14 protein-coding genes and 1 pseudogene are annotated in these 14,148 nt (G+C 70.9%); 6 read left to right on the top strand and 9 right to left on the bottom strand.

Annotation, left to right across the window (positions count from 1 at the left end; all coding sequences use genetic code 11):
- Nucleotides 1–16: 16 nt before the first annotated feature.
- A complete protein-coding gene (locus ACWDVW_RS08565) occupies nucleotides 17–1,414 on the bottom strand; it encodes a condensation domain-containing protein (protein WP_449946124.1) in 1,398 nt (465 codons plus the stop codon).
- Nucleotides 1,415–1,645: 231 nt separating this feature from the next.
- Here ACWDVW_RS08565 and ACWDVW_RS08560 point away from each other — a divergent pair, with 231 nt between their 5' ends.
- A complete protein-coding gene (locus tag ACWDVW_RS08560; protein ID WP_350699624.1) occupies nucleotides 1,646–1,912 on the top strand; it encodes an acyl carrier protein in 267 nt (88 codons plus the stop codon).
- On the opposite strand, the gene ACWDVW_RS08555 is transcribed toward ACWDVW_RS08560, so the two are convergent.
- Complete coding sequence (locus ACWDVW_RS08555) at nucleotides 1,891–3,711, bottom strand: ABC transporter ATP-binding protein (protein WP_449946122.1); 1,821 nt, start codon at nucleotides 3,709–3,711, stop codon at nucleotides 1,891–1,893. The two genes, ACWDVW_RS08560 and ACWDVW_RS08555, sit on opposite strands and share 22 nt — an antisense overlap.
- On the bottom strand, nucleotides 3,708–5,582 hold the full coding sequence (locus ACWDVW_RS08550) for an ABC transporter ATP-binding protein (protein ID WP_449946121.1): 1,875 nt from the start codon (nucleotides 5,580–5,582) through the stop codon (nucleotides 3,708–3,710). Before ACWDVW_RS08550 ends, ACWDVW_RS08555 begins: the two co-directional genes overlap by 4 nt.
- Before the next feature lie 169 nt (nucleotides 5,583–5,751).
- Between ACWDVW_RS08550 and ACWDVW_RS08545 the strand changes: the two genes are divergently transcribed.
- Nucleotides 5,752–6,594, top strand: a complete 843-nt coding sequence (locus tag ACWDVW_RS08545) for an ATP-grasp domain-containing protein (RefSeq protein WP_449946246.1) — start codon at nucleotides 5,752–5,754, stop codon at nucleotides 6,592–6,594.
- A 67-nt stretch (nucleotides 6,595–6,661) separates the two neighbouring features.
- Here the strand turns inward: ACWDVW_RS08545 and ACWDVW_RS08540 are convergent, their stop codons facing one another.
- Nucleotides 6,662–8,068: a hypothetical protein gene (locus tag ACWDVW_RS08540; protein ID WP_449946120.1), complete on the bottom strand. Its 1,407-nt coding sequence runs from the start codon at nucleotides 8,066–8,068 to the stop codon at nucleotides 6,662–6,664.
- 124 nt (nucleotides 8,069–8,192) lie between these two features.
- Between ACWDVW_RS08540 and ACWDVW_RS08535 the strand changes: the two genes are divergently transcribed.
- Together ACWDVW_RS08535 and ACWDVW_RS08530 are read left to right on the top strand one after the other, a co-directional pair.
- A complete protein-coding gene (locus ACWDVW_RS08535) occupies nucleotides 8,193–8,726 on the top strand; it encodes a DUF6817 domain-containing protein (RefSeq protein WP_449946119.1) in 534 nt (177 codons plus the stop codon).
- Nucleotides 8,723–8,890: pseudogene (locus ACWDVW_RS08530) on the top strand (adenylyltransferase/cytidyltransferase family protein); the annotation flags it as partial. The gene ACWDVW_RS08535 and the pseudogene ACWDVW_RS08530, both read left to right, overlap by 4 nt.
- Nucleotides 8,891–8,992: 102 nt before the next feature.
- Here the strand turns inward: ACWDVW_RS08530 and ACWDVW_RS08525 are convergent.
- The 3 genes from ACWDVW_RS08525 to ACWDVW_RS08515 are packed head-to-tail and all read right to left on the bottom strand — an operon-like array spanning nucleotide 8,993 to nucleotide 11,302.
- A complete protein-coding gene (locus ACWDVW_RS08525; RefSeq protein ID WP_449946117.1) occupies nucleotides 8,993–9,679 on the bottom strand; it encodes a GOLPH3/VPS74 family protein in 687 nt (228 codons plus the stop codon).
- Nucleotides 9,676–10,395, bottom strand: coding sequence for an ABC transporter permease (locus ACWDVW_RS08520; RefSeq protein WP_350699615.1), 720 nt, complete (start codon nucleotides 10,393–10,395; stop codon nucleotides 9,676–9,678). Before ACWDVW_RS08520 ends, ACWDVW_RS08525 begins: the two co-directional genes overlap by 4 nt.
- Before the next feature lie 25 nt (nucleotides 10,396–10,420).
- Entirely contained in the window at nucleotides 10,421–11,302 is an 882-nt protein-coding gene (locus tag ACWDVW_RS08515; RefSeq protein ID WP_449946115.1) for an ABC transporter ATP-binding protein, read from the bottom strand.
- A gap of 107 nt (nucleotides 11,303–11,409) precedes the next feature.
- Between ACWDVW_RS08515 and ACWDVW_RS08510 the strand changes: the two genes are divergently transcribed.
- Nucleotides 11,410–12,555, top strand: a complete 1,146-nt coding sequence (locus ACWDVW_RS08510) for a sensor histidine kinase (RefSeq protein WP_449946113.1) — start codon at nucleotides 11,410–11,412, stop codon at nucleotides 12,553–12,555.
- Entirely contained in the window at nucleotides 12,555–13,157 is a 603-nt protein-coding gene (locus ACWDVW_RS08505) for a response regulator (RefSeq protein ID WP_396749900.1), read from the top strand. The genes ACWDVW_RS08510 and ACWDVW_RS08505 overlap by 1 nt, the downstream gene beginning before the upstream one ends.
- A 127-nt stretch (nucleotides 13,158–13,284) precedes the next feature.
- On the opposite strand, the gene ACWDVW_RS08500 is transcribed toward ACWDVW_RS08505, so the two are convergent.
- Together ACWDVW_RS08500 and ACWDVW_RS08495 are read right to left on the bottom strand one after the other, a co-directional pair.
- Entirely contained in the window at nucleotides 13,285–13,569 is a 285-nt protein-coding gene (locus ACWDVW_RS08500) for a hypothetical protein (protein ID WP_449946111.1), read from the bottom strand.
- A 145-nt stretch (nucleotides 13,570–13,714) separates the two neighbouring features.
- Nucleotides 13,715–14,140, bottom strand: a complete 426-nt coding sequence (locus ACWDVW_RS08495) for a DUF6082 family protein (protein WP_449946109.1) — start codon at nucleotides 14,138–14,140, stop codon at nucleotides 13,715–13,717.
- Between the last annotated feature and the right edge of the window lie 8 nt (nucleotides 14,141–14,148).

Here is a 14,148-nt window from a genome sequence, read left to right as displayed (position 1 = left end):
GGACGGTCGGACGTGGTCAGTGAGACCCGGAGCGGCCCACCGCCGGCCGGACGCCGACGACCTGACCCGCCTGCCGCATGTCGAGATCGCGGACCGCTGCGGCGACCAGCAGCGACTCGATCCCGGCCAGCATCCGCCGGGCGTCCTCGACTCCCACGTACGCGGTGTCCACCCGCAGCTGCAACGCGGCCCCACCCGGCGCGTCCGAGACACTGAGGAACACCGTCAGGTCCTGCTGGTCCCAGCCGGTCACGTACGCGATCCGGGTGTCGCGGCACAGCGCGGCGAGATCCTCGGCCAGCTCCTGCGGGTCGGACCGCACCTGCGGCAGCCCCGACCACCGCTGCTGCTCCCGGGCGTCGTTGAAGAAGACGCCGACCTGCGGCACGAACCCCCGGCGCGCCGCCACCCGCTGCCGCGCCTCGGCCAGTTCGGCGGTGTCGTGATTGCCGTGCTGATAGGTCAGCAGGGCCTGCCGGTAGCAGCGGGTGACCAGATCGGCGAACGAACCCGTCCCGACGTCGACCCGGAACAGACCGTTCTGCACCACCGGGCCGATCATCGTCTGGAGCCGACGTTCCACCCGCCCACCGACGATCAGGGTGAGGAACACCGGATCCACGCCGGTGTGCTGGGAGACCACCGCTGCCTGGGCGGCGAGCAGGACCGCGCTGGTGCTCACCCGTTGCCGGTCGGCGAGCAGCTCCGCAGCCACCGCGACGGCCGACGACTCGATGTCGACCTGCACGATCCGCGGTGTGTGCGGCGGCTCGGACGACGGCGGCACGAGCGAGTCGGGCACCTCGCCGAGCAGGTCCTCGCGGAACCGCACCGCCCGCCGGCTGCGCCTTCGTCCCGGCTCGCTCGCCTCGTACGCGGCCTGATCCAGCGGCTGCCACCGCGACTCGACCGGCTCGACCGGCACACCCGCCAGAGCGTCGCGCAGCTCCGCCTTGAGCAGGGCCAACCCGCTCGCGTCGACGGCCGCGTGCGAGACGTTCAACACCAGCGCGGCGGGTGTCTCGTCGGCCAGGACCAGGGCGAACCGCACCGGCCACTGCCGGGCCAGGTCGAACACCGTCGCGGTCATCGCCGCGACCAACTCCTTGGCGTCCGCTGTCACCCGGTCGGGCGCCGCCGACCAGACCGGCACCGTCAGGGTGCCGGACCCGTCCACCTCCTGCCGCAGACCCGTCGCACCCATCACCAGCCGGGTGCGGAGCACGTCGACGCGCGCGACGGCCTCCTCCAGCGCACGCCGCACCCCGGCGACCGTGACACCCGGCGGAACCGGCACCATCTCGCGCATCGTGAAGCTCTGCGGCTGATCACCCAACCAGTCGATGACGTCCCAGATCTCCCGCTGCGCCCAGGTGGCCGCCGCCTGCGCCTGCCGTGCCTCTCGCACCGTCACCACGAGATCGTGGCCGGGCTTCCTCTCCATACCGGGATCCCCCGCTCCGGTCTGGGCGCCGGCACCACCTGTCCGGCGATGCCGCTTATGGCCGGAAGGTAGCCTATGAAGCCACTTCGGCCACTGTCAATATCGTCGGACGTCGCGGTGCCACACGGCACCTCCGGTCCATCGACTGCGGGCCATACTGGTTCCGCCCGCGATCGCGGGCGGCCCCGACTGGAGAGCGAGATGACTGAGCTGAGCCCCTCCGCCGCACCGACCGACACCGAACGCCGACTCGTCACCGAAGTGGTCGAACCCCTCCTCGGATTCACCCCCGACGAGATGAGCCAGGACCTCATCGCGCTGGGCGCCGACAGCATGCAACTGGTCCACATGCTCGCCCAGGCGGAGGACCTCTTCGACGTCGAGCTCTCCGCCGTCGAGCTGATGGACAACGTCAGCGTCGCCGGGCTCGCCGCGCTCATCGACCGTCAGCTCGCCACCGGCGGCTGATCCTCACCGGACGGACCGTACGCGCGCGCCTGCATCAGGTACAGCTCCGCGTACAGCCCACCACTGGCCAGCAGATCGGCGTGTGACCCGGACTCGCGCACCGTGCCGTCCTGGAGCACCACGATCAGATCCACCATCTGCAAGGTGGAGAAGCGGTGGGAGACGAAGACGGTGATCCCGCCGCGTCGCTGTGCCCGCTGGGCCGACTCGGCGTACCGGACGAAGATCGCATGCTCGGCGGCGGCGTCCAACGCCGCCGCCGGCTCGTCCAATGCCAACAGGAGCGGCTCGGTCCGCATCTGGGACCGGGCCAGACCCAACGACTGCCACTGACCACCCGACAGCTCCTGCCCGTCGGTGAAGCCGGTGCCCAGGTAGCCGTCCAGCCCACCTTCCACCGCGTCGACGACCCGCTGCGCCCCCGACGAGTCGATCGCCCGACGCACCGCCTCCTCGTCGTCGATCCGCTGCACCGCACCGATCCCGACGTTCTCCCGCAGCGTCAACTCCAGCCGGGCGAAGTCCTGGAACATCGCCGACGTCCGTGACCGCCACTGCGCGGCGTCCACCTCGTCCAGTGGCACACCGTCGACGAGGATCCGGCCCTGCGTCGGCAGGTACAGGCCGTACAGCAGCTTCACCAGCGTGCTCTTGCCCGCACCGTTCTCACCGACGATCGCCACGGTCTTGCCCGCCGGCAACTCGAAGGTCACGTCCCGCAACACCGACCGGCTTGCCCCCGGATAGCGGAAACCCACCCCCTCGAACCGGATGCCCTCGTCCAGCCGGGTCGGTGCCGCCGACCCGGTCGACGTCGACGCGCCGTCCGGCACCGCACTGGCCGCCCGCAGCCACTCCAGCCGCCGTACCGTCGTGCCGAACCCCTGGAGCGTGCCGAGCAACCCCAGACCGTTGGCGACCTGCAGACTCACCTGCACCGCCAACGTCACCGCCAACACCACGTCGCCGACGCTGCCCCGACCGTCGGCGACGTCCCGGACCACCAGCCAGAGCGCCGCTCCGTAGCTGAGGGCGAAGAACGCCTGCCCGGCCGCACGGACCGCCGCGCCACTGGCCTGCGCCCGCCAGACCGTCGACGTCACCGCCGCCATCGTGGCCTGCTGGCGACGCACCAGGTCCGGACCGGTGCCGAACAGCCGCAACTCCTTCACCGACGACGCCGAGGTGGCCACCTGCAACAGGTGCTGCGAACGACGGATCCCCTCCGCCGTCTCGTCCTTGGCCCGATCCACCAGCCGCTGCGCCCGCCGCGCCAACAGCACCGGCGGCACCGCCGCCAGCGGCAGCAACGCCAACCAGGGATTCAACAACCCCAGCAGTACGGTGGTGACCACGAGCTGACCGACCACCCCCGCCAGTTGCAGCAGCCCCTCCACCGGGACCTGCATCGGCGAGATGTCGTCCCGCACCACCTGCAGTTCGTCGGCGAACCGGGAGTCGTCGAGCTGTGCCAGGTCCACGCTGCCGTTGGCCCGCTCGATCAGCTCGCCGTGCAGCTTCAACTCCATCAACTCGGCGAGCTCGAAGTACTGAAGATGCGCGAAGTGCGCCATCATCAGCTCGACGACCAGCACCACGGCCACCGCCGCCGCCAGCGTCACCGCCACGTCCGTCTGCGCCGCCAGCGCCGCGTCGACCAACCGACCGAGCAGCACCGCCACCATCGGCGAGGCCAGATAGCCCGCCGCGATCATGACGGCGGCCAGTCCGGCCCGCCGCCGGTCGGTCCGCAGCGCCAGCACCACCAGGAACCGGGCTGCCCGCCCCAACCCGCTCATCGGCCCGCCTCCGCGTCGGCGAACCGGTCGGCCTGCAGCCGGAACAACTCGGCGTAACCGCCCCCGGCGGATACCAACTCGTCGTGTGTGCCCTGCTCCTGCACCACCCCGTCGGCCACCACCACGATGTGGTCGGCCCGACGGACCGTCGAGAACCGGTGCGAGATGACCACCGTCGTCAACCCCCGGCTGATCTCCAGGAAACGGTCGAAGAAGTCCACCTCGGCGCGTACGTCGAGTTGGCTCGTGGGCTCGTCCAGCACGATCATCGACGCCCCCGCGGCGACCTTGCGCATCGCCCTGGCCAACGCCACCCGCTGCCACTGCCCACCGGAGAGGTCCTGCCCACCGGCGTACCGGCTGGACAGCGTCGTCCGCAGACCGGCGTCCAGCCCCTCGACTACCTCACGCGCCCCCGCCCGGTCCAGCGCCGCCCACAGCGGCGACTCGTCGTCCGGGTCGGTGCCGGCCGCCAGGTCGACGTTCTCCGCCGCGCTCAGCTCCAGCCGGACGAAGTCCTGGAACACCACCGCGATCCGGGACTGCCACTGCGCCACGTCGTACTCGCGCAGATCCCGCCCGTCCACCGTGATCCGGCCGGCCACCGGGTCGTACAACCGGGTCAGCAACTTGACCAGCGTGGTCTTGCCGGCGCCGTTGAGCCCGACGATGGCCGTCGACCGGCCCGCCGGCAACGTCAGATCCAACCCCCGCAGGACCTCCGCACCCTGCGGGGCGTACCGGAACCGCACCTGCTCGAACCGCACCTCCCGCTCCGGGCGGTCGGCCGCCGACTCACCGGTGACCGGCGCCGCCAGCGCCGCCCGCGACCGGGCCGACCGCGCGAAGTCGGTCATCGCCTCGTACGACTGGAGCCCGTACTGCGTCGGCACGTCGCTCTCCGGGAAGTGCACCCCGAAGCGGATCGGGATCAGCGCCGCCTGCACCGCCAGCCCCAGTTCGAGCACGCTGAGCCGCCCACCGGCGGCGGCCTGCGCGATCAACACGAAGACGATCGTCGCCCCGACCAGGCCGACCGCCGCGTACCCGAGGAACGGACGCAGATTGATCCGCCGTCGGCCCGCCCAGAACTGCCGCAGGTAGTCCAGGTACTCCGAGCGGTGCCGTTCCCGGACCCAGCCGATCAGACCGAACACCCGGATCTCCTTGGCGAACGCCGCCCCCGCCGCCATCGACCGCACGTAGGACGCGTGTCGCCAGGTCGGGAACAGACTTTTCAGGAACGCCCCGAACCGTCCCAGCGCCCCACGTTGACCGAAGCGCACCACGAGCGCCGTCACCCCGGCCACGGCCGCCGCCCACGGCGAGAGCGCCACCCAGAGCACCACCACCGCCCCGGCGAGTTGCCCGTACCGGGGCAGCAGCGCCAACGCACCGGCGGCGGCGTCGCCCGGGGTCGGCATGGTCCGGCCGAACGCCTCCCGGGCCCGGCTCAGCCGATCCAGCTCCGTCGCGTCCTCCAACGCCGAGATCGGCGCGTCCACCAACGCCGAGGTCATCAGGCGGCGGGTGCACCAGGCATCCACCCGCCAGGTCACCAGGTGCCCCAAGGCCGTCTGCGCCGGCGCGAGCACCTGCTGGAGCAGGAAGGCCAGCGCGGCGAGACCCAACGCGAGCACCGTCGCGCTCCACGCCTGCTCGTCCCCGCCGATCGCCTCGGCGAGCCGTTGCACCATCACGCTCGTGGCCACGATGAACCCGATGGGAAGCAGACCGAGCAGGACGTTCACCACGAGGGCCGCGCCCAGCGTCGGCATGCCCGCATGCGGGAGGAGACGGGCGATGGACAGCCAGCGGTCCAATCGGGAACGGGCACCGCGCCACACCGCCGAGAACCGTGCCATCCGCATCCGAACCTCCGCAGGCGTCGATCGTCGGCCGATCATATCGACGGTCGTATCGATGTGTCGGTGTCGGCTTTGCCTCGCCGTACGCCGCCCTGGTCACCGGTCGAACGCCGGGGATCGTCGGCGGGGAGGGCCGGTAGCTCTTGTGGGGCAGGATGTGTGCGTGATCCTGATGATCCCCGCGAATCCGATGCGCCCACGCCAACCCGACGAGCACTTCGCGGCGGAGGCGCAGGCGGCACGTGCCCTCGGATTCACGGTGGCGGTGGTCGACCACGACGCGTTGGCCCGAGGCGGGGACGCGCGCCGCGCGGTCGCCCCGGTCCAGGGTCCCGGCACGGCCGTGTACCGGGGCTGGATGCTGCGCAGCGAGCAGTACGCCACGCTCGCCGAGGCCCTCGCCGAGCGCGGCGTGGTGCTGCGGACCGACGCTGCGCAGTACCGGCGGGCGCACGAACTGCCCGGCTGGTACGCCGCACTCGCTTCGGTCACCCCGCCCTCGGTGTGGACCACGGGCGCGGAGCGTGCCGACTTCGACCGCGCCCGTGCCGCACTGGGCGCGGGACCGGCGGTACTGCGCGACTACAGCAAGTCGATGAAGCGCCACTGGGACGAGGCCGCGTACATTCCCGACCTCGCCGACGGCGCGGGGGCGTGGCGCGTCGCGCGCCGGTTCCTGAAGTTGCGCGAGGACGACTTCGTGGGCGGATTCGTGCTGCGGCGCTTCGAACACTTCACCTCCGCCGAGGTCCGCACCTGGTGGGTCGACGGCGAGTGCGTCCTGATCGGACCGCACCCCGACAGCCCGGACGCTGCCGCGACGGCCGAGGTCGACCTGGCTTCGGTCACACCGCTGATCCCCGGGCTCGGCCTACCCTTCGTCACCGTCGACCTCGCGCTGCGCGGCGACGGCGTGTGGCGGGTCGTCGAACTCGGCGACGGACAGGTCAGCGACCGTCCCGCCACCGTCGCGCCGCAGGCACTGATCGCGGCCCTGTCCACCCAGCACCGCTGACCGGCGATACGCGTCGACAGGTGCGCCGGCCGACCGTACGTCGACAGCGGACGCCTCGCTGCTGCTGTCAATGGCGATCGTTGATGGTGTCGGGCCACTCGATCTCGGCCTCGGTGTGGCGGGTGACGCGCAGAGTGCGGTCGCCGAGGGAGAGCGATCCGCCGGGAGCGTACGAGAGGGCTTGAGGCGTGATGAACGCGGCGGTGTCAAGTGACAGGCGCGTGGGCCGCTCGATGCTGATCGCTTGCGAGGACCACCTGCCGGCGCCGTCGGGAATGGCGAGGTTCACCACCGCCGAGGCGTCGCGTGTCCGGCCGTACTGGGTGTGGGCAGTGGTGTAGGCGGCCAAGGTGAGCTGCGCCCGGTCCGGTAGGTCGACCATTACCGGCCGGGACGCGTCGACTGGAACCACCGTCCGGATCCAGTGGTCTTCGGGAAACCGCTCCGCGATGCGGTGGGCCAGGCGGGGAACGGCGCTGACCCATTCTTCGGTCAACTTCCGGAACGCGCAGTCGCGCCCTGCCCGGCGTTCGTTGGCGGCACCGAGGATGCGAGTGCCGGCATCGGTGAAGGCGTCCACCAGTTCCTGCAGCGGCATCCGGCCGACCACGTGCGGATAGCGCACCGTGCGGATGGCAATCATGACGTGGTGCAGCACCTGGGCGGCGTCCAGCGCGGCAGCGGGCATCATCGACCAGGTGGCCCGTCGCTCCGGTCGCCGGGCCGCACGACGGTGCGGGGTGGTCGCCTCAGCGGCCCGACCCGCCCGGGACAAGTGCCATGCCGAGTCGTCGAAGAAGACGGCGGCCGACGCGCCGTGCAGGCGACCGTGCAGACCGAACCGAACCTCGACAGCGGCCGGGTCGGCGCTCAGGGCCAACCCTGCAGCGTCGTCGCTGTCGAACCGTACGGCCTCGACGTCGGACAGGAACAACTGCACGACCGCGTCCCCGTCGTGGTTCCCGGCGGCGTAGCGGCGTGGCGTACTCAGGGCGATGTGCCCGGACAGATCCAGCCCGGCCCGTTCGACACGCACGGTGCGGACCTCGGCGCGGGCCAGGTCGTAGTCATCGGACATGCTGGTGACCAGCGATGGGGTCAGTGGGGCGCTGTTGGGTTGCACCCGCCCTTGGTAGTCGCGGTAGTGCACGGCAGGCGCCGCCGATGGAGGCAGCAGCGGCTCCAGCCGGTGTCCGATCAGTACCGACTGCCCGATCATCCATTTCCGACGGTCGGGCGACAACGCCGCCATCCAGCCGAGTGAGGACCTCGCGCGCCGTTCCCGCAACCAACCGGGGCGGCTGAGAGCCGTCTCGAACAGCGGAAAGGTGTTGTTGTCCCAGATATCCGCGATCCGGGCTATCTCCTGTCGATCAGTGTGACGGGCATCCGCCGCCAGCTCGCCGATCCGGGCCACAGACCGGTCCAACAGTGCAGCGAACATCGCCATCGCAGACGTACCGGCCATGACCACGAAGCCTAGGGCGATCCTGGTCCCTGCCGGGTCCGAGCCTTGGTCCTCGGCCGCCTTTCCCGCTGTGACGTATTGCCCACGACCAAGGCCGACGGATTCGACAGCCGGCATCTACGGTTGGGCCATGCGCACCGACGGCGGCGTGCGGGACTGGCTCCGTGAGCACGGCGCGGAGCGGATCGCTCATCCCGGCGGCACCCTGTACGCCCACCTGTGCCGGGTCGGCGAACGACTCGCCGCCCTCGGCTGCGGCAGTGACGTGGCGACCGCCGGCCTCACCCATGCCGTCTACGGCACCGACGGGTTCGATCTCACTCTGCTCGATCTGGCCGATCGCCCGGTGCTGCGCGACCTCGTCGGTGCCGACGCCGAGGAGGTCGTCTACCTGTACGGCGCCAGCGACCGCAAGCGCACCTGGCCGAAGCTGGCAGAGACCGGCCAGGTGTTCGACCGGTTCACCGGGCGGATGCTGGTGCCGGACGCGGTGCGACTCCGGGCGCTGGTGGATCTCACCATCGTGAACGAACTGGACATCATCGAGCGCGATCCTGCGGTGGCGGACCAGTACGGCTCCTATTTCCGGGACCTGTTCGCCTCCTGGGCGCCTCTCGCCTCGGCGCAGGTCGTCAGCGACGTACAGCGGGTCCTGCGTCCGTGACGACCGCGCCGTCGACCGCCCGCACCCCCGGTCGTGTACGCGTGCGAGCCCTGTATCCCGGCAGCTTCGATCCCTTCACCCCCGGGCATCTGAACGTGGTGAGCCGGGCACGCGACCTCTTCGACGAGGTGGTCGTGCTCGTCGCCGTCAACAGCGTCAAACATTCCGACACCGACGAGGTGCAGCGCGCGTACCCACCGTGTTCCTGCCCGCCCAGCCCGACCTGGCCGCGGTCTCCTCGACCGCGCTGCGCACGCTCGGCGACCTCAGCTCCGAGGGAGCACGGTGATGGCCGCGACGGCGCTGTTGACGACGGTGGCCGTCACGGTGCGGGTCACAGCCTCCGCTGCGGCGGTGGCGCCCCAGTCACCCTGTTCGAGGTCCTTCGCGCGCTCGATCACCGGCGACGTCCACGGGATCTCGTGATCGAACTGGGGGAGCGTTCCACTGGCGGAGAGCAGTGCCGCGAGCGCGGCGACCCGGACCGACGGCTCCGCGCCTTCCACGAGGACCTGCCGGACCTCGGCCAGCAGGGGTGCACGCCGGTCGGTGCCGCCGTTCCGCAGGGTCGTGGAGCGGAACAGACCGAGTACGGTGCGCGCTTCCTGACGGATGTCGTCGCGTCGGACGAGTCGGTCCAGCACCGGTTGGCGCAGGCCGGGGCCGATCGCCGCCAGGACGGTCTGCGCGCTGCGGGGCTTCTCCGAGACGTAGTCCCAGGTCGAGCGCAGGAGGTCGTCGGAGGGTACGTGGTCCGCCACGCCGCCGATCCGTCCCTTCGCCGTGGTCGCCAGGTGACCGCCGAGCGCGAGGTCGGCGAGGACGGCCCCGGCGAGTACGTAGAAGAGGGTGTTCTCGCCCGCGATGGTGCCGGACCGGGGCTGGAAGAGAAGCAGGAGGAGATCCTCGGCCAGGGTCGGCGGGTCCGAGGGCTTCCAGGTGTCGGTGGTCATCGGCGGGGCTCCCAGCGGAAGAGTCGGGTGGCGAGGGCGACGGCGACGGCGACCCAGCCCAGCGTGGGCGCCAGCAGGAGCAGGGAGTCGGCCACGGCGACGCCGCCGTTCCACGCGTTCATGGTCAGCTCGGTGGCCGCGCCGCCGGGCAGCAGCCGCTTGAGCCAGGCGAGGTCCGCCGTGCCGGTGATACCCACCCAGCTTGCCACGGCGATCACGCCGAGCGTGACGGGAAGCGTGGTGACCTGGGCGTGCTCGGGGGAGTTCGTCAGGCCTGCGGTGGCCAGTGCCAGGCCGACCATCATGGCGAGGGTGGCGATGGTCGCCACCACGAGCAGGAGGACGTCGGAGGGCTGACCGGCGACGACGGCCAGGGCGATGAGGATGGCGGTCACCTGCACCACGGCGAGGACGACGACGGGGAGCAACAGGCCGGCGAGGATGCCGGTGTCGCTCTCGGCGGTGGAGCGCAACCGCTTGAGGAACAGGTTCTGCCGCCGCGAGGCCAGGGTGGTGACGGCGGTGGCGTAGAGCCCGAACGCGGCCACGGTGAACATCACGATCGCCGCGATGTAGCCGAGGCTGCCGATGGCCGCGAAGGTCTCGTGCTGACGGACGAAGAACACGCAGACCGCGACGGGGACGATGAGGCTGGTGATCAGGACCAGCCGGTTGCGGAAGATCTGGATCAGCTCGCTGGACGCGATGGACAACACGGTGACACTCCTGTCGAAGGTGCGGTCAGTTACCGAGGGCGCGGAACACGTCGTCGAGCCGGGTCGGTCCGGCCGTGAGGTCCCGCAGCTCCACGGCCTGGTCCTCGGCCCACCGCAGCAGCAGGTGCAGGTCCTTCTGGAGGGCGAAGGTCTCGGCCACGACCGTGCCGTCGGCGTCGACGACCGCCGGCAGCGGCAGCGCCGGCACCGCCGTGGGCAGGGTGAAGCGGATGACGGCCGGCAGGGTACGGGTCAGCTCGGTGACGCTGCCCTCGCGGTGCAGACGGCCCTGGTGCATCAACCCGATCCGGTCGGCGCGCTGCTGCGCCTCCTCCAGGTAGTGCGTGGTGAGCACGATGGTGGCACCGTTCTCCCGCATCCGGTCCACTGTCGCCCAGACGTCGTCGCGGGACTGGATGTCCAGGCCGGTCGTCGGCTCGTCCAGGAACATCAGCTCGGGGGTGCCGTAGGCGGCGGTGGCGAAGTCGAGCCGCCGCTTCTCACCGCCGGAGAGCTGCGACACCCGCCGGCCGGCCCGGCCGGTGAGGTCCACCAGGTCGAGTACCCGGTCGACATCGTCCGTGCGCCGGGTGAGCCGGCCGACCAGACCGACGGACTCACGAACCGTGAGGTCCGGGGAGAATCCGCTCTCCTGGAGCATTACGCCCATTCGGGGACGTACCGCACGGCGGTCCTGCGGGCTGTGCCCGAAGACACGCACCGTGCCGGAGGTCGGCTTCCGGTGCCCCTCGACGACCTCCAGGGTCGAGGTCTTCCCGGCCCCGTTGGTGCCGAGCAGTGCGTACAGTTCGCCGCGCCGCACCTGGAAGGAGAGATCCCGTACGGCGTGGAAGTCGCCGTAGGTCAGGTTGAGGCGTTCGACGTCGATGACTGGGGTGCTGGACATGCATCCATGACAGCGCGGATCGTCGGCACCCGTCAGTGCGCGCACGTCATGACCGGATGTGACGTGGTGTCACTGGTCGGGACCGGTCACTGCCGGATACTGGGGTGGTGACTGCAAGTTCGGCGCGCTTCACCGAGTCGACGCGGGGACGGCTGCGTCGGATCAACCTCATCACCTCGCTCCCGCCGGTGGTGTTCGCCGCGCTGCTCCTGCTGTACCTCGACTCGCGTACCTGGTGGCACGCTCTCGTCCTGGCCCCGGGGGTGGTGGCGGCCCTGGTCGCCTTCGAGCGGTGGACCGCGGACGACCTCGCGCGGGTCGCCCTACCCTGCCTGATCGTCGCGGCAGCGGTGTGGCCGCTCGGTACGCTGATCACCGGCAGCCCGAACGCCTGGTGGGGGGTCTGCGCCGTGGGCTCCCTCGCCCTGCGCGAGGTGCGACGACGCGTCCTGGCGGCGGTCGCGTTGTTGGCCTACGTCGCCGCCGTCGGTGCGACACGACTCCTGGTGGAGCGGGACGACGTACGCCAGGTCTTGGTCCCCTACGTCCTCGTCCCGGCCGCCCTCACCGTCGTCGTGACGCTGATGACGGTGGTGGGGGAGCGGTTCTACGACCTGATCCGGGAACTCGAACAGACCCGGGAACGCGAGGCGGAGTTGGCGGTCGTGCGGGAACGGTTCCGCTTCGCCAGCGACCTGCACGACATCCAGGGCCACACCCTGCACGTGGTCAAGCTGAAGATCGCGTTGGCGCAGAAGCTGATGGTCCGCGACACCGCGCGGGCGGAGAAGGAACTGCGGGAGACGTACGCGCTGGTCAGCGACACCATCGCGCAGACCAAGGAACTCGCCCACGCGTCTCGGCGGCTCAACCTCACCGCGGAGATCGAGAACGCGAAGAACCTCTTCGAGGCCGCCGGCATCCGGGTCCGGGTGACCCGGGAGGGCGAGGTCGACTCCCGGGTCGGTGAGCTGCTCGGCCAGGTGTTGCGCGAGACGACCACCAACATCCTGCGGCACGCGCAGGCGACCCAGGTCCAGATCACCCTCTCCGAGTCGGGCATCACCATCGTCAACGACGGCGTGACCGGGGACGGACCCGTCGAACTCAGCGGGCTGTCCGTTCTCGGCAAGCGGGTGGCGGACGACGGAGGCGAGTTGACCGTGCAACAGCGACAGGGGCGGTTCCGGACCGCCGCGACGTTTCCGCCGGTTCCCGCCGGCACCACCTCGACCGTGGGCAGGGACGGGTGATGACCACCATCGTGCTCGCCGACGACGAGGTGCTGCTGCGGTCGGCCCTGGCCGCCCTGCTTCCCCTGGAAGGGGACATCACCGTCCTGGCCGAGGCGCACGACGGCCAGTCCGCCGTCGAGGCCACCCTGCGGCACCGGCCGGACGTTCTCGTCATCGACCTGGAGATGCCCGGCGTGGACGGCCTCGGCGCGGTCGCGCAGATCCGGCGTACGCTCCCGGACCAGGTGGTCCTCATGCTGACCCGGCACGCCCGCCCCGGCGTGCTGCGCAAGGCGCTGCGGCTCGGCGTCCAGGGCTTCGTCAGCAAGTCCGCCGAGCCGGCCCACATCACCTCGGTCGTGGCCACCCTGCACGCGGGCAAACGCTGGATCGACCCGGACGTGTCCGCGCTGGCCATCACCGAGGACTGCCCGCTCACCGAACGGGAGGCCGACGTGCTGCGGGTCACCGGCGAGGGTTACTCGGTCGCCGACATCGCCGTCCGACTGCACCTCGCGCCCGGAACCGTCCGCAACTACCTCTCCAACGCGATGCGCAAGACGCAGACCCGGACCCGCCACGAGGCGGCCCGGTACGCCCGCGAACACGACTGGCTCTGAGTCGGCGGCTCGTCGCGGTACCACGATGCCGCCCACCGACAGGACGTGCCCGCGCGGCTGACGCGTGAGAGGAGGGGACCCCTGCTAACGCCTCGTGTATAGCAGGGGTCCCTTCCTAACGTCCGGGTCAGTGGGTGAGTCGGAGCCGGGCGAGGACTTCGGCGACTTCCTGGGTCTCGTCGTGCTGAGGGGCGTAGACGACGCAGAGGTCATCGTGCTGCGGCCGCAGTTCGTCGACTGCGTCGGCCGCCTCACCTTCGGAGAGCAACACCATGCCGATGTTGCGGCGTAGTTCGAGAGCGGTGGGGGAGGCGGCGCGTACGTGGGTCAGTACCTGCCGGAACTGGCGCAGCGCGGTGGTGGCCTGGCCGAGTTCGGCCCGGAGTGGGCTGCCCGGCGGCGGCGCCGCCATTGTGCGGGTTCAGCCTTCTCCGCTGGTAGCGCGGCCGTGTCGGACGAGGTAGCGGGCGGCGAGTGCCACACCGCCGCCGAGGACGGCACCAAGCGCCAGGTCTACTGCGCGGCTCTGGGGCCTTCCGCTCTGCGCCTCATGCGGGTCAGGACCTACCGCGCGATCGTTCGACGATGATCGGCCGTCCGTCGCATCGGCTGGCGGACCCGCAGTGACGGCCGCCTGGTAGCTCCGGTCCACGATCAGGGTGAAACGCCGCGCTCGTCGGGACGATAGCCATCTTGAGCAGGTCGGTGTGCAGCGCGCGAAGTGCCTGCTCGCGAGCTGCTTTGGCCTCCCTCGCTTGAATGATCAGGGAGATGGCGACCCCCATGAGCGCGAGACCGGCGAGGATCGCCGAGGCTGCTCCATAAGCCTCACCGACGTTGCCGAGCAACGACCAGTCGTAACCGGGTCTCTCGCCGATCCAGAGCAGCCCGGCGGGAGACAGCAGCACCGCAGCAAGGATCGCCAGCACTGCGAGGAGGAGTACGGTCGGCGTCATCGATCGGCGAGCCACATCGGTGACCATCCGTGACC

Source organism: Micromonospora sp. NPDC003241 (genome assembly GCF_053589795.1).
The sequence above is the reverse complement of the archived record's forward strand: the minus strand, read 5'-3'. Positions and strand labels throughout refer to the sequence as shown.

Coding starts and splice junctions, on each gene's coding strand:
- ACWDVW_RS08560 (WP_350699624.1), top strand. CDS start 1,646: ATGACTGAGCTGAGCCCCTCCGCCGCACCGACCGACACCGAACGCCGA.
- ACWDVW_RS08555 (WP_449946122.1), bottom strand. CDS start 3,711: ATGAGCGGGTTGGGGCGGGCAGCCCGGTTCCTGGTGGTGCTGGCGCTG.
- ACWDVW_RS08550 (WP_449946121.1), bottom strand. CDS start 5,582: ATGCGGATGGCACGGTTCTCGGCGGTGTGGCGCGGTGCCCGTTCCCGA.
- ACWDVW_RS08545 (WP_449946246.1), top strand. CDS start 5,752: ATGATCCCCGCGAATCCGATGCGCCCACGCCAACCCGACGAGCACTTC.
- ACWDVW_RS08535 (WP_449946119.1), top strand. CDS start 8,193: ATGCGCACCGACGGCGGCGTGCGGGACTGGCTCCGTGAGCACGGCGCG.
- ACWDVW_RS08525 (WP_449946117.1), bottom strand. CDS start 9,679: ATGACCACCGACACCTGGAAGCCCTCGGACCCGCCGACCCTGGCCGAG.
- ACWDVW_RS08515 (WP_449946115.1), bottom strand. CDS start 11,302: ATGTCCAGCACCCCAGTCATCGACGTCGAACGCCTCAACCTGACCTAC.
- ACWDVW_RS08505 (WP_396749900.1), top strand. CDS start 12,555: ATGACCACCATCGTGCTCGCCGACGACGAGGTGCTGCTGCGGTCGGCC.
- ACWDVW_RS08500 (WP_449946111.1), bottom strand. CDS start 13,569: ATGGCGGCGCCGCCGCCGGGCAGCCCACTCCGGGCCGAACTCGGCCAG.
- ACWDVW_RS08495 (WP_449946109.1), bottom strand. CDS start 14,140: ATGGTCACCGATGTGGCTCGCCGATCGATGACGCCGACCGTACTCCTC.